At 69.9% G+C, this 25,555-nt stretch carries 24 protein-coding genes; 17 read left to right on the top strand and 7 right to left on the bottom strand.

What is annotated here, in order from left to right:
• Nucleotides 1–63 precede the first annotated feature (63 nt).
• Together G7071_RS17365 and G7071_RS17360 are read right to left on the bottom strand one after the other, a co-directional pair.
• Nucleotides 64–495 carry a ferritin-like domain-containing protein gene (locus G7071_RS17365; RefSeq protein WP_166320629.1) on the bottom strand — a complete coding sequence of 144 codons (432 nt, stop codon included), beginning with the start codon at nt 493–495 and terminating at the stop codon, nt 64–66.
• Nucleotides 492–968 carry a hypothetical protein gene (locus G7071_RS17360; RefSeq protein WP_166320628.1) on the bottom strand — a complete coding sequence of 159 codons (477 nt, stop codon included), beginning with the start codon at nt 966–968 and terminating at the stop codon, nt 492–494. Before G7071_RS17360 ends, G7071_RS17365 begins: the two co-directional genes overlap by 4 nt.
• 85 nt (nt 969–1,053) lie before the next feature.
• On the opposite strand from G7071_RS17360, the gene rimP reads away from it, so the two are divergent.
• The 9 genes from rimP to G7071_RS17315 all read left to right on the top strand — a co-directional run bounded on the left by rimP (nt 1,054) and on the right by G7071_RS17315 (nt 10,289).
• Nucleotides 1,054–1,548 (top strand): ribosome maturation factor RimP, encoded by a 495-nt coding sequence (rimP, locus tag G7071_RS17355; protein ID WP_166320627.1) that lies wholly within the window; start codon nt 1,054–1,056, stop codon nt 1,546–1,548.
• Entirely contained in the window at nt 1,548–2,525 is a 978-nt protein-coding gene (gene nusA, locus G7071_RS17350) for a transcription termination factor NusA (RefSeq protein ID WP_166320626.1), read from the top strand. Before rimP ends, nusA begins: the two co-directional genes overlap by 1 nt.
• 56 nt (nt 2,526–2,581) lie before the next feature.
• Nucleotides 2,582–2,878 carry a YlxR family protein gene (locus tag G7071_RS17345; RefSeq protein WP_215727629.1) on the top strand — a complete coding sequence of 99 codons (297 nt, stop codon included), beginning with the start codon at nt 2,582–2,584 and terminating at the stop codon, nt 2,876–2,878.
• Nucleotides 2,879–3,043: 165 nt separating this feature from the next.
• Nucleotides 3,044–5,854, top strand: a complete 2,811-nt coding sequence (infB, locus tag G7071_RS17340; RefSeq protein ID WP_166320625.1) for a translation initiation factor IF-2 — start codon at nt 3,044–3,046, stop codon at nt 5,852–5,854.
• Between the two features lie 130 nt (nt 5,855–5,984).
• Nucleotides 5,985–6,464 (top strand): 30S ribosome-binding factor RbfA, encoded by a 480-nt coding sequence (rbfA, locus tag G7071_RS17335; RefSeq protein ID WP_166320624.1) that lies wholly within the window; start codon nt 5,985–5,987, stop codon nt 6,462–6,464.
• Nucleotides 6,457–7,332, top strand: a complete 876-nt coding sequence (truB, locus tag G7071_RS17330; protein WP_166320623.1) for a tRNA pseudouridine(55) synthase TruB — start codon at nt 6,457–6,459, stop codon at nt 7,330–7,332. Before rbfA ends, truB begins: the two co-directional genes overlap by 8 nt.
• 149 nt (nt 7,333–7,481) lie before the next feature.
• Nucleotides 7,482–8,336 (top strand): hypothetical protein, encoded by an 855-nt coding sequence (locus G7071_RS17325; protein ID WP_166320622.1) that lies wholly within the window; start codon nt 7,482–7,484, stop codon nt 8,334–8,336.
• 85 nt (nt 8,337–8,421) lie between these two features.
• Nucleotides 8,422–9,357 carry a bifunctional riboflavin kinase/FAD synthetase gene (locus G7071_RS17320; RefSeq protein ID WP_166320621.1) on the top strand — a complete coding sequence of 312 codons (936 nt, stop codon included), beginning with the start codon at nt 8,422–8,424 and terminating at the stop codon, nt 9,355–9,357.
• Complete coding sequence (locus G7071_RS17315; protein ID WP_166320620.1) at nt 9,354–10,289, top strand: hypothetical protein; 936 nt, start codon at nt 9,354–9,356, stop codon at nt 10,287–10,289. The genes G7071_RS17320 and G7071_RS17315 overlap by 4 nt, the downstream gene beginning before the upstream one ends.
• A gap of 9 nt (nt 10,290–10,298) precedes the next feature.
• Here G7071_RS17315 and G7071_RS17310 read toward each other — a convergent pair whose 3' ends face one another.
• Genes G7071_RS17310 through G7071_RS17295 form a run of 4 tightly spaced genes read right to left on the bottom strand, consistent with a single transcriptional unit; the run spans nt 10,299 to nt 14,360 of the window.
• The gene (locus G7071_RS17310) at nt 10,299–10,541 is read right to left on the bottom strand and encodes an HPr family phosphocarrier protein (protein WP_166320619.1); all 243 of its coding nucleotides are present in this window, start codon (nt 10,539–10,541) and stop codon (nt 10,299–10,301) included.
• A gap of 32 nt (nt 10,542–10,573) precedes the next feature.
• Entirely contained in the window at nt 10,574–12,646 is a 2,073-nt protein-coding gene (locus G7071_RS17305) for a PTS fructose transporter subunit IIABC (protein ID WP_166320618.1), read from the bottom strand.
• Entirely contained in the window at nt 12,643–13,596 is a 954-nt protein-coding gene (locus G7071_RS17300; protein WP_166320617.1) for a 1-phosphofructokinase family hexose kinase, read from the bottom strand. The genes G7071_RS17305 and G7071_RS17300 overlap by 4 nt, the downstream gene beginning before the upstream one ends.
• On the bottom strand, nt 13,593–14,360 hold the full coding sequence (locus G7071_RS17295) for a DeoR/GlpR family DNA-binding transcription regulator (RefSeq protein ID WP_166320616.1): 768 nt from the start codon (nt 14,358–14,360) through the stop codon (nt 13,593–13,595). Before G7071_RS17295 ends, G7071_RS17300 begins: the two co-directional genes overlap by 4 nt.
• 105 nt (nt 14,361–14,465) lie before the next feature.
• Here G7071_RS17295 and ptsP point away from each other — a divergent pair, with 105 nt between their 5' ends.
• Nucleotides 14,466–16,163 carry a phosphoenolpyruvate--protein phosphotransferase gene (gene ptsP, locus G7071_RS17290; RefSeq protein WP_166320615.1) on the top strand — a complete coding sequence of 566 codons (1,698 nt, stop codon included), beginning with the start codon at nt 14,466–14,468 and terminating at the stop codon, nt 16,161–16,163.
• Nucleotides 16,164–16,172: 9 nt separating this feature from the next.
• On the opposite strand, the gene G7071_RS17285 is transcribed toward ptsP, so the two are convergent.
• A complete protein-coding gene (locus tag G7071_RS17285; RefSeq protein WP_166320614.1) occupies nt 16,173–18,281 on the bottom strand; it encodes a molybdopterin-dependent oxidoreductase in 2,109 nt (702 codons plus the stop codon).
• An 81-nt stretch (nt 18,282–18,362) separates the two neighbouring features.
• Here G7071_RS17285 and G7071_RS17280 point away from each other — a divergent pair, with 81 nt between their 5' ends.
• The 7 genes from G7071_RS17280 (at nt 18,363) to G7071_RS17250 (ending at nt 25,520) form a co-directional block, all read left to right on the top strand.
• A complete protein-coding gene (locus tag G7071_RS17280; protein WP_166320613.1) occupies nt 18,363–18,689 on the top strand; it encodes a PadR family transcriptional regulator in 327 nt (108 codons plus the stop codon).
• Complete coding sequence (locus G7071_RS17275; protein ID WP_166320612.1) at nt 18,686–19,489, top strand: hypothetical protein; 804 nt, start codon at nt 18,686–18,688, stop codon at nt 19,487–19,489. The genes G7071_RS17280 and G7071_RS17275 overlap by 4 nt, the downstream gene beginning before the upstream one ends.
• Nucleotides 19,490–19,676: 187 nt before the next feature.
• Nucleotides 19,677–19,940: a DUF6458 family protein gene (locus G7071_RS17270; RefSeq protein ID WP_166320611.1), complete on the top strand. Its 264-nt coding sequence runs from the start codon at nt 19,677–19,679 to the stop codon at nt 19,938–19,940.
• A 193-nt stretch (nt 19,941–20,133) separates the two neighbouring features.
• Complete coding sequence (gene rpsO / locus G7071_RS17265; protein ID WP_166320610.1) at nt 20,134–20,409, top strand: 30S ribosomal protein S15; 276 nt, start codon at nt 20,134–20,136, stop codon at nt 20,407–20,409.
• A 233-nt stretch (nt 20,410–20,642) separates the two neighbouring features.
• Nucleotides 20,643–22,880 (top strand): polyribonucleotide nucleotidyltransferase, encoded by a 2,238-nt coding sequence (locus tag G7071_RS17260; RefSeq protein WP_166320609.1) that lies wholly within the window; start codon nt 20,643–20,645, stop codon nt 22,878–22,880.
• On the top strand, nt 22,877–24,262 hold the full coding sequence (locus tag G7071_RS17255) for a M16 family metallopeptidase (RefSeq protein ID WP_166320608.1): 1,386 nt from the start codon (nt 22,877–22,879) through the stop codon (nt 24,260–24,262). The genes G7071_RS17260 and G7071_RS17255 overlap by 4 nt, the downstream gene beginning before the upstream one ends.
• A gap of 415 nt (nt 24,263–24,677) precedes the next feature.
• Nucleotides 24,678–25,520 (top strand): hypothetical protein, encoded by an 843-nt coding sequence (locus G7071_RS17250; protein ID WP_166320607.1) that lies wholly within the window; start codon nt 24,678–24,680, stop codon nt 25,518–25,520.
• The last annotated feature ends 35 nt before the right edge of the window (nt 25,521–25,555 follow it).

Here is a 25,555-nt window from a genome sequence, read left to right as displayed (position 1 = left end):
CTCGGGCCTTCCTCATGTGGTGTTGATGCGGACCGTTCTCCATTTCCTCATCGGTGCGCCGGGCTAGCGACCTAGTTCAGGTGCCCCCGGGAAGAGCTCGGGCCTGCCGCCCAGCAGCACGCGCGCCTGGGCGGCCTCGGTGAGCGCCACGATGGCCCAGCCCCGCTCGCTGCCCGCGGTGTTGGCCACCAGGGCGGCATAGGTCTGGGCACACATCTGCTCGGTGCGCAGCGCCTGACGGCGCACGGCATCCGCCCCGGCCAGCGGATCGGGCAGGTCATAGAACGCCTCGGCCGCGACCGGGGTCGCACCGCGGTCCGAGATGAGCAGGCGCAGCTGGTCGCGCCTGGCGCGGTGGGTCCGATAGAGCAGGGAGATCGTGGCGAACAGCTCGGGTTGGGCTGACTGCGACGTGTGGGCGCCTGCGTCGCCATACGCGAAGATCGCGGCGTGCTCGCCGGCGAGCGTGGCCTGCAGGGAAGCCAGCGTGGTCATGCCACCACCCGCTGGTGCACGGCAGCCGACATGCTCGCGAGCGCACGGGCGAGGTCTCCGCTGCTGGCTCTGCCGGCCGCGTCGCCCAGGTCGGCGGCCAGGCGACGCTCAGCGGCCAGCACGCGCCGGCGCGCGGCGGCTGCCTTGGCCGGGGGGACAGGCGCCACGACACCATCGTCGCTGCCGTCCGCTCCCAGGACCGCGAGGTGGGCCGCGTGCATCTCCAGCCAGGGGCCGATCTGGACGGCCAGCCCCGGATGCTCGGCGCCGGCTCGCTCCAGCGTTGCCACCATGAGCAGGATGGACTCGCGGGCCGACGTGACGACCTCGGCGTCCGGCAAGGGCGCGGTCGTGGGGCTCTCGACGGGCGGCCGCAGGCCCCGGTCCGACTCGCACGCCCCGAGCGCCAAGGACCCGACGACGACCGCTGCCATCGCATGACGCCGAGGGAGGGTGAGTCGCGGGGGGAGCACGACCGCGACCCTAGTGGCTGGGGGTCAGCCCGCCATCGCGGTGCGGCTATCGTGGTCCAAACAACAGCACAAGGAGGTCGCACCCGTGAGCAGCGCCAAGCAGGACGCCACCAGGGATCGCATCGAGGCGGAGATCGCCGGCCCCTTGAACGTCATGGGACTCGACGTCGAAGCCGTCGAGGTGACCCCCGCAGGGAAGCGCCGTGTGCTCCGCGTCGCCGTCGACAAGGACGGTGGAGTGACCCTCGACGACGTCGCCGACGCGACCCGGGAGGTCTCGCGGGTCCTCGACGAGTCCGACGTCATGGGCGAGCTGCCCTACACCCTCGAGGTCACCTCCCGTGGTGTCGATCGACCGCTCACCCTCCCGCGCCACTGGCGCCGCAATGCCGACCGTCTCGTCAAGGCCACCTTGGTCGAGGGCGGCGAGGTCGTGGGGCGGATCCTGTCCTCGATCGAGGACGCAGTCACCCTCGAGGTGGACGAGACCTCGCGTGAGGTGCCCTATGCCGACATCGCCCGGGCGACCGTGCAGATCGAGTTCAACCGCAAGAAGCGCAACGACAGCGAGGACGTCTGATGGACATCGACCTGAGCATCCTGAGGATGCTGGAACGTGAGAAGGAGATCTCCTTCGCGGTCCTGGTGGAGGCGATCGAGCAGGCCCTGCTCACCGCCTATCACAAGACGCCCGGCGCCAGCCCGCACGCGCGCGTCGAGCTCGACCGCAAGTCGGGTCACGTCACGGTGATGGCCCGGGACGTCGACGAGGACGGCACCGCGAGCGAGGAGTACGAGGACACGCCTGACGGCTTCGGCCGGATCGCTGCGACGACGGCCAAGCAGATCATGCTGCAGCGCCTGCGTGACGCCGAGGACGACATCCGCTTCGGCGAGTTCTCCGGCAAGGAGGGCGACATCATCTCGGGGATCATCCAGCAGGGCCGCAACCCTGACGACGTGATGGTCGACCTCGGCAAGCTCGAAGCGATCCTGCCCCTAGGGGAGCGGGTGCCGGGCGAGGAATACAAGCACGGTGAGCGCATCAAGTGCCTGGTGATCTCGGTCCGCAAGGGCATGCGTGGCCCGCAGATCACGCTCTCGCGCAGCCACCCCACCCTGGTCAAGAAGCTGTTCGCCCTCGAGGTCCCCGAGATCGCCGACGGCACGGTCGAGATCGCGGCCATCGCTCGCGAGGCCGGACACCGCAGCAAGATCGCGGTCCACACCTCGGTGCAGGGCGTCAACCCCAAGGGCGCCTGCATCGGGCCGATGGGTCAGCGCGTCCGCAACGTCATGGCCGAGCTCAACGGCGAGAAGATCGACATCGTCGACTGGTCCGAGGACCCGGCCGAGCTCGTCGCCCACGCCCTGTCGCCGGCCCGGGTGAGTGCCGTGGAGATCGTCGACCTGGCCACCAGGTCCTGCCGGGTGGTCGTCCCCGACTACCAGCTCTCCCTGGCGATCGGCAAGGAAGGGCAGAACGCCCGGCTCGCGGCTCGGCTCACGGGTTGGCGAATCGACATCCGGTCCGACGAAGCCCCCAGCGAGGACTGAAACCCCCCTTCTGCAGGGCATTCGGGGAATCGGGCGCTGTCGGGATAGAGTTCTCGGTGGTGGATTCCTCGATCGTCATTCCGACCCATGTGCCCATACGCACGTGTGTCGGTTGTCGCAACAGGGCCATCAAGAGCGAGTTGTTGCGAGTCGTCGTCGGCTCGGACGCCCATGGCCAGCCGGCTGTGTGCCCCGATCCACGCGGCACGGCACCGGGTCGTGGGGCGCACCTGCACCCCGCATCTGAGTGTTATGACCTCGCGGTTCGCCGGCGGGCGTTCTCCCGGGCCTTGCGGCTCACGGAGGCCCTGGCCAGCGCACCGGTGCGGGACTACCTCGACTCGCTCGACTGACAAGACAAGACAAGCAGCGCAACAGACCAAGCAACATCGACCAGAAGCTGGAGCACGCGGCTCATGAGCACTCGATGAGTACTTTCCGATGAGTTTGCACCACCAATAGCGTCTCCGTTCGCCCTCCTTCTGGGCTGACGGAACCAGAAGGAGCGTAGTTTTCACGTGGCAAAGACCCGAGTCCATGAACTCGCCAAGGAGTTCGGCGTCGAGAGCAAGTTCGTTCTCGAGAAGCTCAAGGAGATGGGTGAGTTCGTCAAGTCGGCTTCGTCGACCGTCGAGCCTCCCGTCGAGATGCGGTTCAAGAAGCAGTACGGCGAGGAGCTGAAGTCCGCCTCGGCGGCCGCCCCCGCTGCCGAGGCGCCTGCCGAGGCCGCCAAGCCGGCTTCTGGCAAGCCTGGCCCCAAGCCCGGCCCGCGGGCTGCCGCCAAGTCCGTCGACGAGCCAGCCCCCGTCGCCGAGGCGCCCGCCGTCGAGACCCCCGCCGAGGTGGCGCCCGCGGCGCAGGAGCCCCCGGCCGCACCCGAGCCGCCGACCGCGCCCGAGCCGGAGGCCCCGGCCGCGGGGACGCCCAAGCCCCCGTCGCCCGCACCTCGCCCGGCTGCTCGTCCCGGCGCCCCGCGTCCGGGCAACAACCCGTTCGCGTCCAGCCAGGGGATGGGTCGTCGACCGGCGCCCCCCTCCGGTTCCGAGGACCCCGCCGCTGCTGCTGCCGCCGCTGGCGAGCAGCGCCCGCCACGGCCGCCGGCTGCCCGCGAGGGCGGCGCGCCGGCACGTCCGGGCATGCCTCGTCCCAACCCCGCCATGATGCCCAAGTCGCCTGCTGCCTTCGGCGGCGGCGCGGGTGGTCGCGGCGGCCCCGGTGGTGGCCCCGGTCGCGGTGGTCCCGGCGGTGCTCCGGGTCGCGGTGGTCCCGGCGGTGCTCCCGGTCGCGGTGCTCCCGGTCGCGGTGGTCCCGGCGGCGCACCCGGTGGTGCTCCCGGTCGTCCGGGTGGGTTCGGCCCGCCGGCCAGCGGCCGTCCCGGCCAGCGTCCCGGCCAGCGTGGCCAGACCCAGGGTGCCTTCGGTCGCCCCGGCGGCCCCTCGCGTCGTGGTCGCAAGAGCAAGCGCGCCCGTCGCCAGGAGTTCGAGGCCATGGAGGCCCCGACGATCGGCGGCATGCGCGTCCGCAAGGGCAACGGCGAGACCGTTCGCCTGGCGCGCGGCGCCTCGCTGACCGACTTCGCCGAGAAGATCAACGTCGACGCAGCCGCGTTGGTGCAGATGCTCTTCTCGCTCGGCGAGATGGTCACCGCGACCCAGTCCGTCGGTGACGAGACGTTCGAGCTCATCGGTGAGGAGCTCAACTACGTCGTGCAGATCGTCTCGCCCGAGGACGAGGACCGTGAGCTGCTCGAGACGTTCGACCTCGAGTTCGGTGCCGACGAGGGCGACGAGGGTGACCTCGTCGTACGTCCTCCTGTCGTCACCGTCATGGGTCACGTCGACCACGGAAAGACCAAGCTCCTCGACGCGCTGCGCAACGCCAACGTCGTGGACAAGGAAGCCGGTGGCATCACCCAGCACATCGGTGCCTACCAGGTCCACACCGAGGTCGACGGCACCGACCGTCGCATCACCCTGATCGACACCCCCGGTCACGAGGCGTTCACCGCCATGCGTGCCCGTGGTGCCCAGGCCACCGACATCGCGATCCTGGTGGTCGCGGCCGACGACGGTGTCATGCCGCAGACGGTCGAGGCGCTCAACCACGCCAAGGCTGCCGGCGTGCCGGTCGTGGTGGCGGTCAACAAGATCGACAAGCCCGACGCCGACTCCACCAAGGTCCGCGGCCAGCTGACCGAGTACGGCCTCATCCCCGAGGAGTACGGCGGCGACGCGATGTTCGTCGACGTCTCGGCCAAGGCGGGGCTCAACCTCGACAAGCTGCTCGAGGCCGTCGTCCTGACCGCGGACGCCTCGCTCGACCTGCGAGCCAACCCCAACCAGGACGCCCAGGGGCTCGTGGTCGAAGCACACCTCGACCGTGGCCGCGGCCCCGTCGCAACGGTGCTGGTCCAGCGCGGAACCCTGCGGGTCGGCGACTCGATCGTGGCCGGTCCGGCTCACGGTCGCGTCCGGGCCATGCTCGACGAGCACGGCAACGACATCACCGAGGCAGACCCGTCGCGTCCCGCGATGGTGCTCGGTCTCTCGGCGGTGCCTGGCGCGGGCCAGAACTTCATCGTCGTCGAGGACGACCGGATGGCTCGCCAGATCGCCGAGAAGCGTGAGGCGCGCGAGCGTGCGGCCATGCAGGCCAAGCGTCGCGTGCGTCGCAGCCTCGAGGACTTCATGGCCTCCATGGAGAAGGGCGAGAGCCAGGAGCTCAACCTCATCCTCAAGGGCGACGTGTCCGGTTCGGTCGAGGCGCTCGAGGACGCGCTCGCCAAGATCGACGTGGGCGAGGAAGTCTCGCTGCGCGTCATCGACCGCGGTGTCGGTGCGATCACCGAGACCAACGTCGACCTGGCGGCTGCCTCCGACGCCATCATCATCGGCTTCAACGTCCGGCCGCAGGGCAAGGCGGGCCAGATGGCAGACAAGGAAGGTGTCGAGATTCGCTACTACTCGATCATCTACCAGGCCATCGAGGAGATCGAGGCGGCCCTCAAGGGCATGCTCAAGCCGGTCTACGAGGAGTCGACCCTGGGTCAGGCGGAGATCCGCGAGATCTTCCGCTCGTCCAAGGCCGGCAACATCGCGGGCTGCATGGTCATCGGTGGACTCATCCGCCGCAACGCCAAGGTTCGCGTGCTGCGCGACGGTGCTGTGGTGGCTGACAACATCGACCTGTCCTCGCTGCGCCGCGAGAAGGACGACGCGTCCGAGGTCCGGGAAGGCTTCGAGTGCGGTCTCGTGCTCAAGAACTTCCAGGACATCAAGGTCGGCGACATCGTCGAGTCCTTCGAGATGCGCGAGATCGCCCGGAGCTGATCGATTCACGAGTGTCGGTTCCCCCGCCTGTGCGGGGGAGCCGACACTTCTCGAGTGTTGCGACACTCATCAAGGCGATCCCCCGCACGAGCGGGGGAACAAATGCAGGGCTGTTTGAAAGAGTGGACCCATGACCAACCCCCGCGTCCGCAAGATCGCCGACCGGATCCATGTGATCGTCGCCGAGATGCTCGAGCGACGGATCAAGGACCCGCGCCTGGGCTTCGTCACCATCACCGACGTCCGGGTGACCGGCGACAGCCAGCAGGCCTCGATCTTCTACACCGTGCTCGGGGGCGAGGAGGAGCGCGAGAGCTCCGCCGCCGCGCTCGAGTCGGCCAAGGGCGTGATCCGCTCCGAGGTCGCCAAGCAGCTGGGGATGCGCATCGTCCCGTCCCTGACCTTCATCCCCGACGCCCTGCCGGAGAGCGCACGCGCCCTCGAAGAGGTGCTCGCCCGCGCCAAGGCACAGGACGAGGCCGTGGCTGCCCTGCGGGGCGAGACCTATGCCGGCGAGCCCGACCCCTACAAGAAGCCCCGCGAGGTCGTCGACGAGGACCTGGACGACGAGCAGGGCGACCGTGACGAGGACGACCTCGACGATGACTGACCGCGCCGGCCTCGTCGTCGTCGACAAGGCCGCCGGGATGACCTCGCACGACGTCGTCGCACGTGTTCGCCGCATCGCCGGCACCCGCAAGGTCGGCCATGCCGGCACCCTCGACCCGATGGCGACCGGGGTGCTGGTCCTGGGCATCAACCGCGCCACGCGCCTTCTCGGCCACCTGATGCTGACCGAGAAGGGCTACGACGCCACCGTGCGGCTCGGCGTCTCCACGACCACCGACGACGCGGAGGGCGAGGTCATCGCCACGACGCCGGCGTCACATCACCAGCCCGGGGTGGTGGAGGCCGGGTTCGCCGAGCAGGTCGGCGACATCATGCAGGTGCCGACGGCAGTCTCCGCCATCAAGGTGGACGGCAAGCGTGCCTACCAGCGCGTGCGCGACGGCGAGCAGGTCGAGCTCAAGCCACGACCGGTCCGGATCCACTCGTTGGCGGTCCTCGACCAGCGGGTCGTGGGGGACTTCCTCGACGTCGACATCTCGGTCCGGTGCTCGAGCGGCACCTACATCCGCGCGATCGCGCGCGACGTCGGCGCCGCCCTGGGGGTCGGCGGCCATCTCACCGCACTTCGTCGTACGGCGGTGGGTGGGTTCGACCTCGACACTGCACGCACCCTCGAGCAGCACGCCGATGACCTCTCCCTCGTCGACATCGCCGACGCTGCGCGGATGACGTTCCCGTCGGTCGACCTCGACTCGGAACAGTCGTCCCACGTCCGCTTCGGTCGCCGGCTCGACCTGGTGCTCCCCGGTCCCGGCGAGCATGCCCTGTTCGCCCCCGACGGCGAGTTCCTGGCGCTCTATGCCAGCACCCCGGACGGTGCGCGCCCGGTCGCCGTCTTCGTCGGCTGAGGCCGCGCCGACACCCTGGCTGGGGCCGGGCGGACCGCGCTGAAGGGTCTAGACCACTTTCAACTACCCGTTGGCAGGAGCGGTGGTGAGGCGCAATGTGTCCAGATGGGGTGGAGCGAACCATCCCGTCACACACAACGGGAGAACACATGAGACAGAGCAGGATCGGCGCGGCCATCGCCAGCGCCGCACTCGTCGCGTCCGTTGGAGGCGCCGCGGTCACAGCCGAGGCGGCCTCGACGAGCAGTGCCGCCGCGGGGCCGGTGGCCGTCAGCATCAGCTCGACGCGCATGATCACGATGCCCGCCACTGTCCAGCCGGGGGTCAACGAGTTCGTCGTCACCAGTGCCAAGCCGTCCGGCTTCCAGGTCATGACGCTGGCCGAGGGCTACACCAAGGAAGAGGCCGAGGCGGACGTCAAGAAGGGTCTCGACGGCGGCAAGATGAGCGCCCTGAGGCGGTTCGAGGCCAACTCCACGTTCATCGGTGGCGTGGCCAGCCTCCCGGACAAGCCGACCCGGTTCTGGGTCGACCTGGCGCCGGGTGACTACGTGGCGCTGGACACGCGGGCCAAGACCGACGTCGACAAGTGGATCAGCTTCACGGCGGTCGGTGAGGAGACCGGCGCTGCCGTGCCCGCCGCCGCCACGATCAAGGCTGTCCGGGCCACGAAGTGGTCCAACAAGCCCAAGTCGATCTCGAACAAGGGCATCCTGACCTTCAAGAACCGGGCCAGCGAGAACCACTTCGTGATCCTGGCGAAGATGCGCAAGGGCGCCACGCTCAAGCAGGTCAAGATGTTCCTGCAGACAGAGGAGGGTCGGCCGCCGGTCGACTTCCGACACACGGTCGACTCGGCCGTGATCGATCCCGGCCAGACGGTCTCCTTCGAGTACAAGCTGCCCCGGGGCAACTACGCGATGCTGTGCTTCTGGCCCGACGCCAGCATGGGCGGGATGCCACACGCGTTCATGGGCATGGTCCGCACGATCAAGCTCAAGTAGGCCACGAGCTCGCACACCGGGCCCGCCACCGCCAGGTGGGCCCGGTGTTGCGTCGTCCACGCAGCCGCCTGAGTACGCTTCGCCCGTGCAGACCTGGGCCTCCTTGGACGACGTGCCGGCCGACCTCGGCCCGACGGTCGTCACGATCGGCAACTTCGACGGCGTCCACCTCGGACACCGGCACGTGCTGTCCCAGGCGCGGGAGACGGCGGCGGCCGTGGGGGTGGAGACCGTCGTGGTGGTGACGTTCGACCCGCACCCGATCGCGGTGCTCCGGCCCGAGCACGCTCCGCCGGCCCTGACCGACATGGCCGCGCGCGCCCGCCTGCTCGAGGAGGCCGGCGTCGACGCCGTGCTCGTGATGAGGTTCGACCTCGAGATCGCGTCCTGGTCGCCCCAGGACTTCATCGATCGGGTCATCGTCGACGCGCTGGGCGCACGCGCCGTGGTGGTGGGAGCCAACTTCCGTTTCGGCAACCGGGCGGCCGGGGACGTGCCGCTGCTGCGCGAGGTGGGAGCCGAGCGAGGCTTCGTGGTGGAGGGGATCGCCCTGGACGGCGGGCCCGAGGTGTGGAGCTCGACCTACATCAGGGGGCGACTCGCCGTCGGCGACGTGGCCGGCGCTGCCGACGCGCTGGGGCGCCACTTCTCGCTCCGCGGGGTCGTCGTCAAGGGTGACCAACGGGGCCGCGAGCTTGGCTATCCGACCGCCAACGTCCCGGCACCGGCCAGCGCGGCAGTGCCCGAGGACGGGGTCTATGCGGGGCGGCTGACCCGCCTCGACACGGGGGAGACGTTCCCCGCCGCGATCTCGGTCGGCACCAACCCGACGTTCGACGGTGAGCGGGCGCGCCGGGTGGAGTCCTACGTCCTGGACCGCGACGACCTCGACCTCTACGGCGTCGAGGTCGAGGTCACCTTTGTCGAGCGCCTGCGCGGCATGGTGAAGTTCGAGGGCATCGAGGCCCTGGTCGAGACCATGCACGACGACGTGCGCCGCGCGCGCGAGATCCTGGCGTGACCCGGCCCCTGCCGAGCACGGCCGCGGACGCCGAGACGTGGTTCCGCGCGCACGGGCTGCCCTACTTCGTCGAGTCCATCCGTGAGCAGGTACGCCGACGACTGGCCCGCGGGCGCCTGGTGCTCGTCGCCGCGGTCGGCCTGCTCGTCGCGGTCCCCGCGGGGGTGGGCGTCGGCTGGTGGGAGCACGCCAGCACGGAGGGCAGGAACAACGGGGTGTCGTCGGGCATCGCTGTCGGCGTCAGCGTCCTGCTGCTGGTGGCCGGCCTCTATGCGGGTCGTGCCCTGAGCGTGTGGCTGATCGCACGCTGGGCCCTGCGACGCACCCTGTCGAGCCTGCGGCTGCTCTTCCCGCTCGCCACCCGGGCCCTGCCGATGCTGCTGTTGTTCATCACGTTCCTCTTCATCAACACCGAGGTCTGGATGGTGGCGTCCGCCCTGGACGGCGGGCTCCTGTGGGCCGCCGTCATGCTGTTCGCCGTCATGGCGATCGGGTTCTTGGTCGTGCGGCTGCTGGAGGAGGTCGATCGCCTCGACGACGAGGTCGGCCGTGAGGAGCTCGGTGATCGCGCCGACGTCGGCGGTCTGCAGCGGGCCAACCTCGTGCTGGTGCTGCTGATCACCCAGGCACTCCAGGTGCTGCTGCTGGCGCTGGCCGTCTTCGGGTTCTTCATCGTCTTCGGAGCCGTCGCCATGGACGAGCTGGTCCTGGAGAAGTGGATCGAGGGCCAGTTGACCTATCCCTGGGGCATCAGGCCGATCAGCCAGGAGCTGGTGCAGGTCTCCACGTTCCTCGCAGCGTTCAGCGGGCTCTACTTCGCCGTCTTCGCGGTCACGGACGAGACCTATCGTCGTGAGTTCTTCTCCGACGTGCTCGGCGAGCTGGAGCAGGCGCTCAAGGTTCGAGTGGGCTACCTGCTCCAGCGCGACTGAGTCACCGGCTCAGGCGTCGAGGTCCTGCTCGACCAGCGCGGCGATCGCGTCGACGGCTGCCGGGTCGTCACCTGCGACCTCGACCGTGTCGCCGTTGCCGGCGCCCAGGGTCATGATCATCAACGAGGAGCTGGCGTCGACCCCGTTGATGGTCACCTCGGAGCCGAGCTCACCAGCAGCTTCGGCGATGATCGCGGCGGGTCGGGCGTGGAGGCCGATGGCGGAGCCGACGACGACGGACTTGGTGGGCATGGGTGCTCCTTGATTCGGGTTGGGTGGACTGGTCAGACGGTGGCGAGGTCGGCGTCCTGGCGACCGATGCTCTTGGCGACGACGACCAGGGTCGCGGCGACGAGCGTCCCGGCCAGGAGGGCGATGATGAAGCTGAGGATCCCGTCCACGGCGAACAGCACGAAGATTCCGCCGTGGGGCGCTCGCAGCCCGACATCGAGTCCCATCGACATGGCACCGGTGACAGCGCTTCCTGCCATGATCGAGGGGATCACGCGCAGCGGGTCGGCGGCAGCGAAGGGGATCGCACCCTCGGTGATGAAGGACGCTCCGAGCAGCCAGGCCGCCTTGCCGTTCTCACGCTCGGGCACGGTGAACAGGCCCGGGCGTACGGCGGTGGCGAGCGCGAGCGCGAGCGGCGGGACCATCCCGGCGAGCATCACCGCGGCCATGATCTTCAGCTCGGGCGCCTCGTTGGTCAGGGCCGCGCCTCCGACACCGGCGGCGGCGAAGCTGTAGGCGACCTTGTTGAGGGGACCGCCCATGTCGAAGGCCATCATCAGGCCGAGCACGATGCCCAGCAGGACGGCCGAGCCGCCACTCATCGAGCTCAGCCCGTCGGTGAGCGCCGTCATGAGCGACGCGATGGGGCGACCCAGCACGACGAGCATCAGCAGGCCCACGACGAGCGTGGTGAGCAGCGGGATCACCAGCACCGGCATCAGGCCGCGTGCCCACGTCGGCACCTTCCAGCCGGCGATCCAGTGGGCGACGACGCCAGCGAGGACACCGCCGACGATCGCGCCGAGGAATCCGCTCTGCGGCAGTCCGAAGCCGGCGACGTCGGTGACGAGCCCGCCCATGACGAAGCCGGGGGCGATGCCGGGGCGGTCGGCGATCGCGTAGGCGATGTAGCCCGCCAGCGCGGGGACGAAGAAGGCGAACGCGAACTTGCCGAGGACGAAGAGCGCCGCGCCGAGGTAGGCCAGCACGCTTGAGTCGAACGGCACGTGGCCCAGGCTCGGCTCGGAGTAGGCGGAGAGGTCGGGTGGGCTGAAGAGGGTGCTGTCGGCGAGCACGGCACCGGCGTGGTTAGCGATCTCGTAGCCACCGAGCAGGAAGCCGAGCGCGATCAGCAGACCGCCCGCGGCCACGAACGGGATCATGTAGGAGACCCCGGTCATGAGCACCCGACGCGTCCGCGCAGCCCATGACTCCGTCCCGGCGTGCGAAGCGCCCGCCTCGGCGGCGTGGCCCTCGACCCGGGGTGCGCTCGGGTCGTCGGCATAGCGCAGCGCCTCGGCGATCATCGCGTCGGCGTCGTCTATCGGCCGCTTCACACCTGAGGACACCATCGGCTTGCCGGCGAAGCGCCCGCGGTCACGCACTCCGACGTCGACCGCGAAGATCACTGCAGCGGCCTTGGCGATCGTCTCGGGTGACAGGGGCGTCGCGCCGGCCGAGCCCTGGGTCTCCACGGCGATCGGCACGCCCGCCTTCGCGGCCGCGGCCTCCAGTGCCTCTGCTGCCATGTAGGTGTGGGCGATGCCGGTCGGGCAGGCGGTGACCGCCACCAGCTGCCTGGGTTCGGCGGGGCTGGGCGCGTCGGAGGTTGCGGCCGTGGGGGAGGGGGCTGCCGGTGCGGTCGCCGCGGGTGCGGGGGTCGGCTTCGCTGGTTCGTCGAGCGCCTGCGCGATCAGCTCGACGACCTCGTCCGGTGTCGCCGCCGCGCGGAGGGAGTCGGTGAAGGCAGGCTTGACCAGCGACCGGGCCAGCTTGGTGAGCAGCTGGAGGTGCGTGGCGTCGCCACCCGCCGGGGCGGCGATCAGGAAGGCGAGGTCGGCGGGCCCGTCCTTGGCGCCGAAGTCGACGGGCGGGTCGAGGCGGGCGAAGGCCAGGGTGGGCTCGGAGACACCGGTCGTCCGGCAGTGCGGGATCGCGATGCCGCCGGGGAGCCCGGTGCTGGAGGTCTCCTCCCGCGCGAACGCGTCCGCGACGAGCTGTTCGCGGTCCTGGGCGCGTCCGGCTTCGTCGACCACGTCGGCGAGGGCGTGGATCACGTCGGACTTGTCGGCGCCCCAGCTGGCGTCCAGTCGGACCAGGTGGGTGGTGATGATGTCGGTCATGCGCTGCCTCCCAGGACAGTGACGGTGACGAGGTCGGTGCGGAGGTGCGCCGGCTCGGGGATGGTGGTGCCGGGCAGCCCGGCAGCGGCGCTGCCGTAGGCGACGGCGAGGGCGAGACGGTCCGGGGCGCTGAGCCCGCGGATGTCTCCCAGCAGATAGCCGAAGAGGCTCGAGTCGCCCGCAGCGACGGTGCTGACGACAGTGGTGGGCGGAGGCGTGGCGTGCCAGGCGCCGTCGGCCGTGACGAGCACGGCCCCGTTGCCGCCGAGCGTCGCCAGCACGGCGCCGACACCACGACGGACGAGCGTGCGTGCGGCCTCAGCGGCTTGGGCAGGGTTGGCCTCGAGCTGGACCGCGTCGGCGCCCGTGAAGGACGCGAGCTCGTCGCCGTTGGGCTTCATCAGGTCGGGCGCCGAGTCGGGGAGCGCATCCACCAGCGCTCGGAGCGGAGCGTCGCTGGTGTCGACCGCGACCTTGGCGCCGGTGGCGTGCAGGCGACGTACGAGCTCGGCATAGAACTCCGGCGGCGCCCCAGCCGGGAGTGAGCCCGCCAGCACGGTCCAGCTGGCCCCCGGTGCGCGCGCGAGGAGGGTGCTGGCCATCGCCTCGAGGTGGACGGCCTCGACGCTGGCGCCGGGGGAGTTGAGCTTGGTGGTGGTCCCGTCGGGTTCGGTGATGGTGATGTTGACCCGCACGTCGCCCGCCGGTCGCACCGGGCGGCAGTCGATGCCTGCCGCGAGCAGCTCGATCACGAAGGGGTCGTCCTTGGCCGCGGGGAGGACAGCGACGGTCGGCTCGCCGGCGCTGACCGAGGCGCGCGAGATGTTGACGCCCTTGCCGCCGCCCTGGGAGGTCACCGAGACGACTCGCTGGACCTGGCCACGCGTGAGCTCGCCCGCGAGCGTGATCGTGCGATCGATGCTCGGGTTGGGTGTGAGGGTGAGGATCACGCGACCACCACCTCGACGCCGGCCTCGGCCAGGGCCGAGGACTCGTGCTCGGAGATGCCCGCGTCGGTGACCACCACGTCGACCTCGCCGAGCGCCGCGAAGCGCAGGGACGACTCGACCCCGATCTTGGTGGAGTCCGCCAGGACCACTGTCCGGCGCCCGGCGCTCACGATCGCTCGCTTGACGGCCGCCTCGTCCCGGTCCGGGGTCGTCAGGCCGCGCCCGGCGCTGAGTCCGTTGGTCGCCAGGAACGAGACGTCGGCGCGGATGTCGGACAGGGCTGCGACGGTGTCGGCGCCGACGGCGGCGTGCGTCGTCGGACGCACCCGGCCCGGGAGCAGGACCAGCTCGATGTGCGGCAGGCCCGCGAGCCGGGCCGCGATCGGCACGGCGTGGGTGACGACGGTCAGCCGGTGGTCGCGCGGGAGCAGGGCGGCGAGGCGGGCAGTCGTGGAGCCTGCGTCGACGACGATCATCGACCCGGAGGGAGGCAGCAGGGCGACTGCCGCAGCAGCGATCGCGTCCTTCGCGTCCGTGTTGGCCAGGTCTCGCTCGGAGATGCCGGACTCGATGACGGCCAGGGCGCTGACCGGGACCGCGCCGCCGTGCACTCGCCGGATCAGGCCCATCCGTTCCAGGGCCGAGAGGTCTCGGCGCACGGTCTCGGTGGTGACCTCGAGGTCTTCCGCCAGCTCGGCGACGGAGACGCGTGCCTGTTGGTTGATCAGCCGGGCCATCGCCTGCTGTCTTTCCGCTGCATACACCGGCTGTCCTTCGGGGAGTCTGTGGCACCCATCACGTTCTTTGTATGTGTTGTTTTATCTTTGAATGTGTTGATTGTCAACCCTGGGGTGGCCTAACGTGTGGTCATGACCACATCGGACTCGTCCCTCACCCCGCCCACGGGTCTGCACGGCACTCCGGTCGTGCCGGGTGTCTCCGCCGGCCCCGCGCTGCTGGTCCGCACCGAGGTCTCGCCCGAGGCGGTCGCTCGCTTCGGCGACGGCGGCTTCCCCGACGTCGAGTCGGCGATGAGCGCCTATGACGAGGCGGTGTCGATGGTCGCCGACTCGTTCGCCCGCAAGGCCGCCAGCGCGACGGGCCCGGCGGCCGAGGTGCTCACCGCCAGCAGTGCGCTCACCCGGGACAAGGGGCTGCGGGGGGTGGTCGGCAAGAACCTCGCGTCCGGCTCCGGGCTGGTGGAGGCGGTCGCTGCTGCGGTCGAGCAGTTCGTCTCCATCTTCACCAACATGGGCGGCCTGATGGCCGAGCGTGTGACAGACCTCAAGGACATCGAGCGACGGATCACCGCCCATCTCGTCGGTGAGCCGGAGCCGGGTGTCCCCACGCCCAGCGAGCCGTCGGTGCTCATCGCCACCGATCTTGCTCCCAGCGACACGTCCGGCCTCGACCCGGCCGTCATCCTGGCGCTGGTCACCGAGCGTGGCGGCGCGACCAGCCACACGGCCATCATCGCCCGCCAGCTCGGCATTCCCTGCGTGGTGGGCGTCGACGGCGTGATGCAGCTCGACGCCGGGACGTTCCTGCTGGTCGACGGCGAGGCTGGTTCGGTCGAGATCGGGGTGGACCGGGAGGTCGCCGACGCGCGGGTGGCTGCCAGCCGCGCGGCGCGTGAGGCCGTGGCTGCCTGGACGGGGCCGGCCATGACCTCTGACGGCACCCCCGTCAAGCTCCTGGCCAACGTCGCCGACGGACCCAGCGCCATCCAGGCCAGCGCGGAGCCGGTGCGGGGTGTCGGGCTCTTCCGCACCGAGCTCTGCTTCCTCAACGCCACCGAGGAGCCGACGGCCGAGGAGCAGGCGGAGATCTACACCCACGTGCTGGGTGCCTTCGGCGACGGCAGGAGCGTCGTCGTCCGGACGCTCGATGCCGGGTCGGACAAGCCGATCGCCTTCGCGACCACGCCTGGCGAGGAGAACCCCGCCCTCGGCGTGCGCGGTCTCCGACTCTCCATCGGCAATCCCGGTCTGATGGACCGCCAGCTCGATGGCATCAGGCTCGCCTCGGAGCGGACCGGCACCGAGACGTGGGTGATGGCGCCGATGGTCGCCACCGTGGCCGAGGCAGCCGAGTTCGCGGAGAAGGTCCGCGCACGGGGCCTCAAGCCCGGGGTGATGGTCGAGGTCCCGAGTGCTGCACTCCTCGCTCATCGCATGCTCGAGGTCGTCGACTTCCTCTCGATCGGCACCAACGACCTCACGCAATACACAATGGCGGCCGACCGGATGGCCACCGACCTCGCGCACCTGACCGACCCCTGGCAACCGGCCGTGCTGCAGCTGATCGCGATCACTGCCGAGGCGGGCGTGCAGGCCGGCAAGCCCGTCGGGGTGTGTGGCGAGGCCGCCGCGGACCCGCTGCTCGCCTGCGCCCTCGTCGGCATGCGGATCACGTCGCTGTCGATGGCGGCGAGTGCCGTGCGGGCGGTCGGTGCCCAGCTCTCACGACTCTCGATGGACACCTGCGAGGCCGCTGCCGAGGCGGCCCTGGGTGCGAGCGACCCCATGGCTGCCAGGGCCGCGGTGCGCACCCTCCTCGCGGGCTGAGCCGCCGCGTCAGGCAGAGACGGTGACGGGTACGCCGCTGAGTGCTGCGTTGCCCGACACGTCGAGCCGCTCCGGGTCGGTGAGGTCGTTGATCGACACACCGGGGACGGCAGCAGCCTTCGTCATCCCGGGGTTGCGGGCGTGGCCGTAGCCATGGGGGAGGCTGACCACGCCCGGCATCATGTCGTCGGTCGCGGCGACCTCGACGCGCACCCTGCCGACCCTCGAGGAGACCGTGACGACGTCGCCGTCGGTCAGCGAACGCTCCACCAGGTCCGCCGGGTGCATGAGGAGCTGGTGCCGGGCCCTGCCCCGCGTCAGCCGCTCGGTGTTGTGCATCCACGAGTTGCAGTCCTGCTTGTGCCGACGACCGATGAGGAGCAGCTCCGTCTCGGCGGGTGCCTCGACAGCCGTCAGCCGTTCGAGGTCGGCCAGCACCAGGGACGGTGCCAGGACCAGGCGGTGGCCACGGGTCTGCAGCCGGTCCGGCAGCAGTCCGGGCTGGAGGGGACCGAGGTCGAGGCCGGACGGGTTCGACCTGAGCTTTCGCAGCGTCGCGCCGGTGCGGCCGCGCGCGAGCAGCAGCCCGATCAGGCGGGTCGGGCTCAGCGACAGGCGCCCGCGCAACATCGCTCGCGCCTTGAGTCCCGGCTTCTTGTCCAGCTTGCCGATCGTGGCAACGGCGACGTCGCGATAGATCTGCCAGTCGTGCCGCGCCCCGGCCTCCTTGTCGAAGACCGCAGGGGTGAAGCGGGCCGTGTTGCGCACCGCCAGGGTCTGGAAGACCAGGTCGTAGTGGTCGCGCTCGAGGGCTCCGGTGGGCGGGAGGATCACGTCGGCGTGGCGGGTGGTCTCGTTGACATAGATGTCCACCGACGCCATGAAGTCCAGGCCGGCCAGCGCCTCGTCGAGCCGGGCGCCGTCGGGCGTGGACAGCACCGGGTTGCCCGACAGGGTGAGCATCGTCTTGATCTGTCCTCGGCCGGGGGTCGTGATCTCCTCGCGCAACGCGGAGACAGGCAGCTCGCCGGCCGTCTCCGGCAACCCGCGGACCCGCGACTGCCAGGCGTTGTGGTGGCCGCGGCCGATCAGGCCGGTGCCGACTGCGTCGATCGCCGGCGAGGTGAACATGGCGCCGCCGACCGAGTCGAGGTTGCCGGTGACGATGTTGAGCAGGTTGACCGCCCACTGACACACCGAGCCGAACTCGTGCGTCGAGACACCCACCCGGCCATAGGCCACGCCTCCCTCGGCGGTGGCGAGCTCCAGGGCGACGCGCTCGATGACCGCAGCCGGGACGCCGCTCATCCGCTCCGCGAGGGCGGGAGTGAAGGGGGCGACGGCCGACTCGACATCGGCCAGCCCATCGGCATACGACGGGGCGGTGGCGAGCCCGTCGGCGAACAGCACGTTGAGCATCGCCAGCAGCACCCAGGCGTCGGTGCCGGGCCGGACGAAGTGGTGCTCGGAAGCGACCTTGGCGGTCTCGGTGCGCCGCGGGTCGAACACGACCATGCGTCCGCCGCGCTGCTTGAGCTCGCGCAGCCTGGCCGGGAAGTCGGGCACGGTCATCAGGGAGCCGTTGGAGGCCATCGGGTTGGCGCCGAAGACCAGGAAGTAGCTCGTCCGGTCGATGTCCGGGATCGGCAGCAGCAGCTGGTGGCCGAACATCAGCTGCGCGAGCAGCTGGTGGGGGAGCTGGTCGACGGAGGTGGCGCTGAAGGTGTTCTTGCTCCGCAGCGACTTCACGAGTGCCGTGCCGTGGGTCATCGAGCCCAGGCTGTGCACGTTGGGGTTGCCGAGATAGATGCCGACCGCATCGCGGCCGTGCCGGTTGATCGTGTCGGCCAGCGCGCCGGAGACGAGGTCGATCGCCTCGGTCCAGCCGATCTCGTGGAACTCCCCGGTCGCCCGGTCCCGGCGCACCGGCCGGCGCAACCGCTCGGGGTCTGCATGGATGTCGGCGATCGCGACGCCCTTGGGGCAGATGTGGCCGCGCGACAGCGGGTCGTCGGGATTGCCCCTCACACCCGTCACCGCGCCGTCCTCGATCGTGAGCACGAGGCCGCAGATCGCCTCGCACAGGTTGCAGACACCGATCTTCGTCTCAGCGGTCACGGTCCGGATCGTCGCACGTCGGACACGCCGAAGGAATGCCGCAGTCAACACTACTGCGCTATCCGCACTACTGTTCACAGCATGGACAACACCCAGCTCCTCAAGGGAGTGCTCGACCTCGCGGTGCTCGCGGTGGTCGACGACGAGGACGGCTACGGCTATGACGTCGTACGCCGACTGCGGGCGGGCGGCCTCGACGAGGTCGGCGACGCGTCGGTCTACGGCACGCTCCGGCGGCTGTATGCCGCGGGGTCGCTGACCTCCTACGTCGTGCCTTCCGAGAGCGGCCCGCACCGCAAGTACTACGGCATCACCCCCACCGGCCGCGCACAGCTGAAGACGCAGCGCGACGAGTGGAACCACTTCTCCACCACCGTCACCAACCTGCTGCAGGGGGCACGCACATGAGCGAGACCGTTCGGACCTCACCCGAGGTCGACTCCTTCGTCGCGGCCGTCCGCGCCCGCTTCACCGACCTCGACGCCGCCGAGCGCGAGGAGCTGCTCGGCGGGCTCGAGGCCGACACGAGCGACCTCGTCGCCGAGCGAGGGCCAGAGGCGCTGGCGGACCCTGACGCATACGCCGCCGAGCTGCGGGCGGCCGCGGGGCTTGCGGACTTCGCTCCACCTCGACGGGCCATGCCCACCCTGGGGCTGGGGGTGATCCTCGACGACCTGCACGCACTCTGGGACCGCACGCTCGACGGGCTGCCCGGCTCGCCGCGCGGCTTCGTCGAGTCCTTCCAGCCGTCGTGGTGGGTGCTGCGTGGATTCGTGGCCTGGATGGTCGTCCAGGACGTACGAGGCGGGAACCAGGTGTTTGTCACCGCTCCCTGGCTCGTCGTGCTCGGACTCCTCGTGGTGGCCAGCGTCCAGCTGGGTCGGGCAGGCTGGGGACTGTCGGTGCTCAAGTCCGCTGCAGCCGGTCGTCTCGCAGTCGCGGGACTCAATGTCTTCGCCCTGACGATGCTGCCGGGGGCGGTGGACCGGCTCAACTGGATGGTGGCTGAGAGTCGCGGCGCCGACCTCTACGGCTACGAGTGGTACGAGTCGCCGGCGGACACCACCAGGAGCAACGTGATCACCTATCAGGGTCGCGAGGTCTGCACGCTGCGGGTGGTGGACCGCGATGGCGATCGCGTCACGGGGCTGCGGGTCCTGGACGCCACCGCCGAGCGCCTGCTCCCGATGGACAACCCCGACTGCTGACGGAGCCCTTGCTCGGGTGGCGACGAAATATGTCCGTCCCGACGCAACCGAACGGCGGCCCCTCACGTCTGTGAAGCGGCGGGGGTGAATGACCTCGGCCGGGTGGATCTGGTGTCACGGGGGTGCAGCAGATCCGCCCGGTCGGGCTAGGGTGCCTTCACCAATCCCCGAACATCGGAGAAAAACCATGGGTTACGGAGGACCGATCGGCCTCATCGTCTTGGGCCTGATCCTGACGCTCGCCCTGCGGACGCAGTCAATTGGACCGCTCGACGTGTGGATGCTGGGCCTGATCCTCGCTGGTGCCGGGCTCGTGTGGCTGCTGCTCGTGGTCATGCAGCAGAACACCAAGCGGCGCGCCACCACCACGGCGACGACCACCAACGCCGACGGGCGCCAGGCCCAGACGCAGCGGACCACCGAGCAGGACCCGCCGCCGCCGGCCGTCTGATCGCCATACCTCGCGCTCAGCTCGAGCGCGCCGGTCGCCCGGGTCCCAGCATTTTGGGGCCCGGGCGCTGCCGTTGTTAGTCTTCTCCGGTTGCCCACCCCGGTGGGAATCGCCGTCATAACGGCCGCGGATCCAGAGAGCCCCGGGCATCCTGCCCCGAGCGCCGCGCAACGAGACCGGAAGGAGTCCTCGTATGTCGATCGGTACCGACGCGGAGACCAAGAAGAAGATCATCGCCGAATACGCCACGACCGAGGGTGACACCGGCTCGCCCGAGGTGCAGATCGCGCTGCTGAGCTTCCGCATCGCCCACCTCACCGACCACCTGAAGACGCACAAGCACGACCACCACAGCCGTCGTGGCCTGCTGCTCCTCGTGGGCCAGCGCCGTCGTCTGCTCAACTACCTGCAGAAGACCGAGATCGAGCGCTACCGCTCCATCGTCGAGCGCCTTGGTCTGCGTCGCTGACCTGGTGAGAGGCGGTTCCCGGACGGGAGCCGCCTCTTAAGCATTTCGACCTCCGACCGCTAGTGTCGGAGACGCGTCACAACTCAACACATCCATGATCCAGGAGCGACCCGCGCGCCCGGCTCGGTCCTCGGTAGTGGCCTTCAGGTGACAGATCACCTGCGGGCCTCGATCGAAGACCGGCACCAACTTGCGGCGTCGCGGATCGCTCCGCGAAGAGAAAGGGAAACCTCTTGAACGAGGGACCCATCATTTCCGCCGTCGAGACCGTTCTCGACAACGGCAAGTTCGGCAAGCGCACCATCAAGTTCGAGACCGGCCTGCTGGCCCGTCAGGCAGCCGGTGCAGTCACCGCCTACCTCGACGACGAGACCATGCTCCTGTCGGCCACGACCGCCGGCAAGCACCCCAAGGACCACTTCGACTTCTTCCCGCTCACGATCGACGTCGAGGAGCGGATGTATGCCGTGGGCCAGATCCCCGGCTCCTTCTTCCGCTCCGAGGGTCGTCCGGGCGAGGACGCGATCCTCACCTGCCGCCTGATCGACCGGCCGCTGCGCCCGACCTTCAAGAAGGGCCTGCGCAACGAGGTCCAGGTCGTCATCACGGTGATGGCACTCGACCCCAACATGCCCTACGACGTGCTGGCGATCAACGCCGCGTCGCTGTCGACCCAGCTCTCCGGCCTGCCGTTCTCCGGCCCCGTCGGCGGCGTCCGCGTGGCCCTGATCGAGGACCAGTGGGTCGCATTCCCCACACACGCCCAGCTCGACACCGCCGTCTTCGACATGGTCGTCGCCGGTCGGGTCACCGAGACCGGTGACGTCGCCATCATGATGGTCGAGGCCGAGGCCCCCGAGGGCACGATCGCGCTCGTCGAGGGTGGCGCGCAGGCGCCCACCGAAGAGGTCGTGGCCGGTGGCCTCGACGCCGCCAAGCCCTTCATCAAGCAGCTCGTCGAGGCACAGGCCGAGCTCGCCAAGGAAGCCTCGAAGCCGCTGCAGGAGTTCCCGGTCTTCCTCGACTACGAGGACGACGTCTACGCCGCGGTCGAGGCCGCAGCCAAGACCCAGACCGCCGAGGCGATGACCATCGGCGACAAGCAGGAGCGCGAGCTCAAGACCGACGAGATCAAGGCCGGGCTGCTCGAACAGCTCGCCGGGCAGTTCGAGGGTCGCGAGAAGGAGATCGGCGCGGCCTACCGCTCGCTGACCAAGAACCTCGTGCGCGAGCGCGTCCTGCGCGACAAGATCCGCATCGACGGTCGCGGCCTGGCCGACATCCGGCCGCTGCACGCCGAGGTCGGCGTGATCCCGCGGGTCCACGGCTCCGCCCTGTTCGAGCGTGGCGAGACCCAGATCCTGGGCGTCACCACCCTCAACATGCTCAAGCTCGAGCAGCAGCTCGACACCCTGAGCCCGGAGAAGTACCGCCGCTACATGCACAAGTACGTCTTCCCGCCGTTCTCGACCGGTGAGACGGGGCGCGTGGGCTCGCCCAAGCGTCGCGAGGTCGGCCACGGTGCGCTCGCGCGCCGCGCCATCCTGCCGGTGCTCCCCACCCGCGAGGAGTTCCCCTACGCCATCCGGCAGCTGTCCGAGGCCATGGGCTCCAACGGCTCGACGTCGATGGGCTCGGTCTGTGCCTCGACGCTCTCGCTGCTGCAGGCCGGTGTGCCCCTCAAGGCCGCCGTTGCTGGCATCGCGATGGGTCTGATCTCCGGTGAGGTCGACGGCAAGACCGAATACGTCGCCCTGACCGACATCCTCGGCGCCGAGGACGCCTTCGGCGACATGGACTTCAAGGTCGCCGGAACGCGCGAGTTCGTCACGGCGCTGCAGCTCGACACCAAGCTCGACGGCCTCCCGGCCGAGGTGCTCGCGTCGGCGCTCAACCAGGCGCGCGACGCTCGCATCGCGATCCTCGACGTGATGGCCGAGGCCATCGACACGCCCGAGGAGATGTCGCTGCACGCGCCGCGGATCATCACGATCAAGGTGCCCGTCGACAAGATCGGTGAGGTCATCGGCCCGAAGGGCAAGATCATCAACCAGATCCAGGACGACACGGGCGCGACGCTCTCGATCGAGGACGACGGCACGGTCTACATCGGTGCGACCAACGGGGAGGCGGCCCAGGCCGCCAAGGACGCGGTCAACGCCATCGCCAACCCGACGATGCCCGAGGTCGGCGAGCGCTACCTCGGCACGGTCGTCAAGACCACTGCCTTCGGTGCCTTCATCTCGCTCATGCCCGGCAAGGACGGCCTGCTGCACATCAGCAAGCTCCGCTCCCTGGCCGGCGGCAAGCGCGTCGACGCCGTCGAGGACGTCGTCTCCGTGGGCCAGAAGATCCAGGTCCAGATCGGCGAGATCGACGACCGCGGCAAGCTGTCGCTGATCCCGGTCGTGGAGGAGGGCTCGCAGGAGTCCGCCGACGCGGAGCCGGCCGAGGCGACTGACGCCGAGTGACCTCCAGCAGCATCCGGCCGACCGGCCAGCAGAGCCTCTCTGCTGGCCGGTCGGCCCTTTCCCAGCACGTCGGCTCCGGCCAGAAGGTCGGCTCCACCAAGACCCTGCAGACCGTCAAGGACGCCGATGGTCAGGTGACCTCACGCGTACGCCGAACGGTGCTGCCCGGCGGCCTGCGGGTCGTCACCGAGCAGATGACCGGCGCTCGCTCGGCCAGCATCGGCGTGTGGGTCAACGTCGGCTCCCGCGACGAGACTCCCGCCCTGCACGGCTGCTCGCACTTCCTCGAGCACCTGTTGTTCAAGGGGACCAAGGAGCGCACCGCGCTCGACATCTCGGTCGCCCTGGATGCCGTCGGGGGTGAGTTCAACGCCTTCACGGCCAAGGAATACACCTGCTTCCACGCTCGTGTGCTCGACGACGACCTGCCGCTGGCCGTCGACGTCATCGGCGACATGATCACCAGCTCGACGATCGCAGCCGCCGACGTCGAGGCCGAGCGCGACGTGATCCTCGACGAGATCGCGATGCACGACGACGACCCCGACGACGTCGTGCACAACCTCTTCGCCTCCCAGGCCTTCGGCGACACCCCGCTGGGTCGTCCGATCGCAGGCACCCACGACTCGATCACCGCGATGAGCCGCGACCAGATCGCGCGCTTCTACCGTCGTCACTACCGCGCGGAGAACATGGTGGTCGCGGTCGCGGGCAGCCTCGACCACACAGCGGTCGTGCGCGACGTACGCCGGGCCTTCGGCCGCCAGGGATTCCTCGACCGCGCCGTGACCCCGGTCCAGACCCGCAACACCACCAAGGCCCGGTCGGTGTCCACGGGGGAGTCGCGAACGAGCCGACCGTTCGAGCAGGTCAACCTCGTCCTGGGGATGAAGGGCCTGACCCGCACCGACGAGCGGCGCTATGCCCTCGGCGTCCTCAACACCGCCCTCGGGGGTGGGACGTCGTCGCGGCTCTTCCAGGAGGTGCGCGAACACCGCGGACTGGCCTACTCGGTCTATTCCTTCGCCTCCCACCATGCCGACGCCGGTCTCGTGGGGGTCTCGGTCGGTTGCCTGCCCGGCAAGCTCGACGACGTGCTCACCACCGTCCGCGCCGAGCTGGCCAAGGTGGCCGCCGAAGGGATCACCCTCGACGAGCTCGAGCGGGGCAAGGGCCAGCTCAAGGGCGGTCTCGTCCTCGGTCTCGAGGACTCCGGCTCCCGGATGTCGCGCCTGGGCAAGGTCGAGCTGGTCCACGACGAGCTGCTGACCATCGACGAGGTGATCTCGCGGATCGACGGCGTCACCCTCGAGGAGGTCCGCGACGTCGCGGCTGCGCTCTTCGCCCAGCCGGAGATCCTGGCCATCGTCGGCCCCGCCTGACGCTGCGGCGCCTGCAACGGCCTGGTCGCCACGGACTGTCGGCGCCCGACAGGTGCTGCCGGGCCTTGTATGAACTGGCGGCGCCCGACCACGAAATCTGGAGAACGCCCGTCGTGCGCCGCCAGTTGAGGAGTGTCCGGTCCGGATCGCGAAGTCAGATGGCGTACGCCGCCAGCTGATCGAGCGGTTGGAGGGGGAGCAGACCAGAACCCCTCCACACGTCGGTGGATCCAGGAGGCGTCCACAGACCGCAGCCAGCCGGCCCGCCCGGGCCAGCGCATCGAGCGACGCTGGCGCGATGACAGACCTCGCGCCCGATGCGGTCCGTGGATGCCCTCGACGGGTGTGCTTCCAATCAGTGACACGGGGCATTCATCGTCGACGACTGGACGGCGCCGGCCCTGAGGACGAGTGGTTGGCCGACGTGGGTGGCTGGCAGCTGCTCCTGACCAACCACGGGTGCTTCACGGCCCTGACCGGTGCGCGGATCCGGGGGTGGATGCTGCCACCACTGCCGCCGGAGACCCCGGTGTTCGTCGCGATGCAGCTGGACGACCCCCGTCCGTTGCGGGCCGGCATCCTGACCAGCAGGCATCCCTGCGCCATACCTCAGGACGTGATCTCGGGGTTGAGGTGTGCGATCGCGCCAGAGGTGATCTTGGCGTGCGCGCGCTGGTTGTCATGGGTCGACCTCGTCGTGCTCATCGACAGCGCGCTGCATGCGGGTGACGTGTCCGTGGAGGCGATCAGAAATGTCTGCACGCCACGTCGACGGGGGCGCCGCAAGCTGCTCGCGGCGCTCGAGTGGGTCGACGGCAGGTCCGAGTCGCCGTGGGAGACACTGCTCCGGCTCCTGCATGTCGTCGTCGGCATCGAGGTGGAGCCCCAGGTGGAGATCTGGGACGAGGCGGGCGAGTTCGTCGCTCGGGCTGACCTGTTGGTGACGGGGACGAGGTCACTGCACGAGTTCGACGGGGGACATCACCGGGCGCCGGATCAGCACCGAGATGATCTCCGCCGCGAGCGACGACTGGACGGCGTCGGTTACGTCCGCAGGGGCTACACCGCCTCCGACGTCGTCCAACGGCCCCTCGGTGTGCTTCGAGACGGTGACCGGGCAGTCGGTCGAGCGCACGACCCCGCGCGGATCCGGCCCTGGCTGGCGTCGCTGCAGAGCTCGCTGTACACCCCCGCGGGACGAGCTGCGTTCCTCGAGCGCGTCACGTTCCCCTCTGCAACTGGCGGGGGACAACAGTGAAAATCGGCCAACGCATGTCCGTCGCCGCCAGTTCA

Source organism: Nocardioides piscis, from assembly GCF_011300215.1.
Classification (GTDB): Bacteria; Actinomycetota; Actinomycetes; order Propionibacteriales; family Nocardioidaceae; genus Nocardioides; species Nocardioides piscis.
Note: the sequence above shows the minus strand (reverse complement) of the source record. Positions and strands in the feature narration are given on the sequence as shown.

Bases quoted from the DNA above. Each gene is read 5' to 3' on its own strand.
- G7071_RS17365 (WP_166320629.1), bottom strand. From the start codon at position 495: ATGACCACGCTGGCTTCCCTGCAGGCCACGCTCGCCGGCGAGCACGCC.
- nusA (WP_166320626.1), top strand. From the start codon at position 1,548: ATGGACATCGACCTGAGCATCCTGAGGATGCTGGAACGTGAGAAGGAG.
- rbfA (WP_166320624.1), top strand. From the start codon at position 5,985: ATGACCAACCCCCGCGTCCGCAAGATCGCCGACCGGATCCATGTGATC.
- truB (WP_166320623.1), top strand. From the start codon at position 6,457: ATGACTGACCGCGCCGGCCTCGTCGTCGTCGACAAGGCCGCCGGGATG.
- G7071_RS17325 (WP_166320622.1), top strand. From the start codon at position 7,482: ATGAGACAGAGCAGGATCGGCGCGGCCATCGCCAGCGCCGCACTCGTC.
- G7071_RS17310 (WP_166320619.1), bottom strand. From the start codon at position 10,541: ATGCCCACCAAGTCCGTCGTCGTCGGCTCCGCCATCGGCCTCCACGCC.
- G7071_RS17305 (WP_166320618.1), bottom strand. From the start codon at position 12,646: ATGACCGACATCATCACCACCCACCTGGTCCGACTGGACGCCAGCTGG.
- ptsP (WP_166320615.1), top strand. From the start codon at position 14,466: ATGACCACATCGGACTCGTCCCTCACCCCGCCCACGGGTCTGCACGGC.
- G7071_RS17280 (WP_166320613.1), top strand. From the start codon at position 18,363: ATGGACAACACCCAGCTCCTCAAGGGAGTGCTCGACCTCGCGGTGCTC.
- G7071_RS17275 (WP_166320612.1), top strand. From the start codon at position 18,686: ATGAGCGAGACCGTTCGGACCTCACCCGAGGTCGACTCCTTCGTCGCG.
- G7071_RS17270 (WP_166320611.1), top strand. From the start codon at position 19,677: ATGGGTTACGGAGGACCGATCGGCCTCATCGTCTTGGGCCTGATCCTG.
- rpsO (WP_166320610.1), top strand. From the start codon at position 20,134: ATGTCGATCGGTACCGACGCGGAGACCAAGAAGAAGATCATCGCCGAA.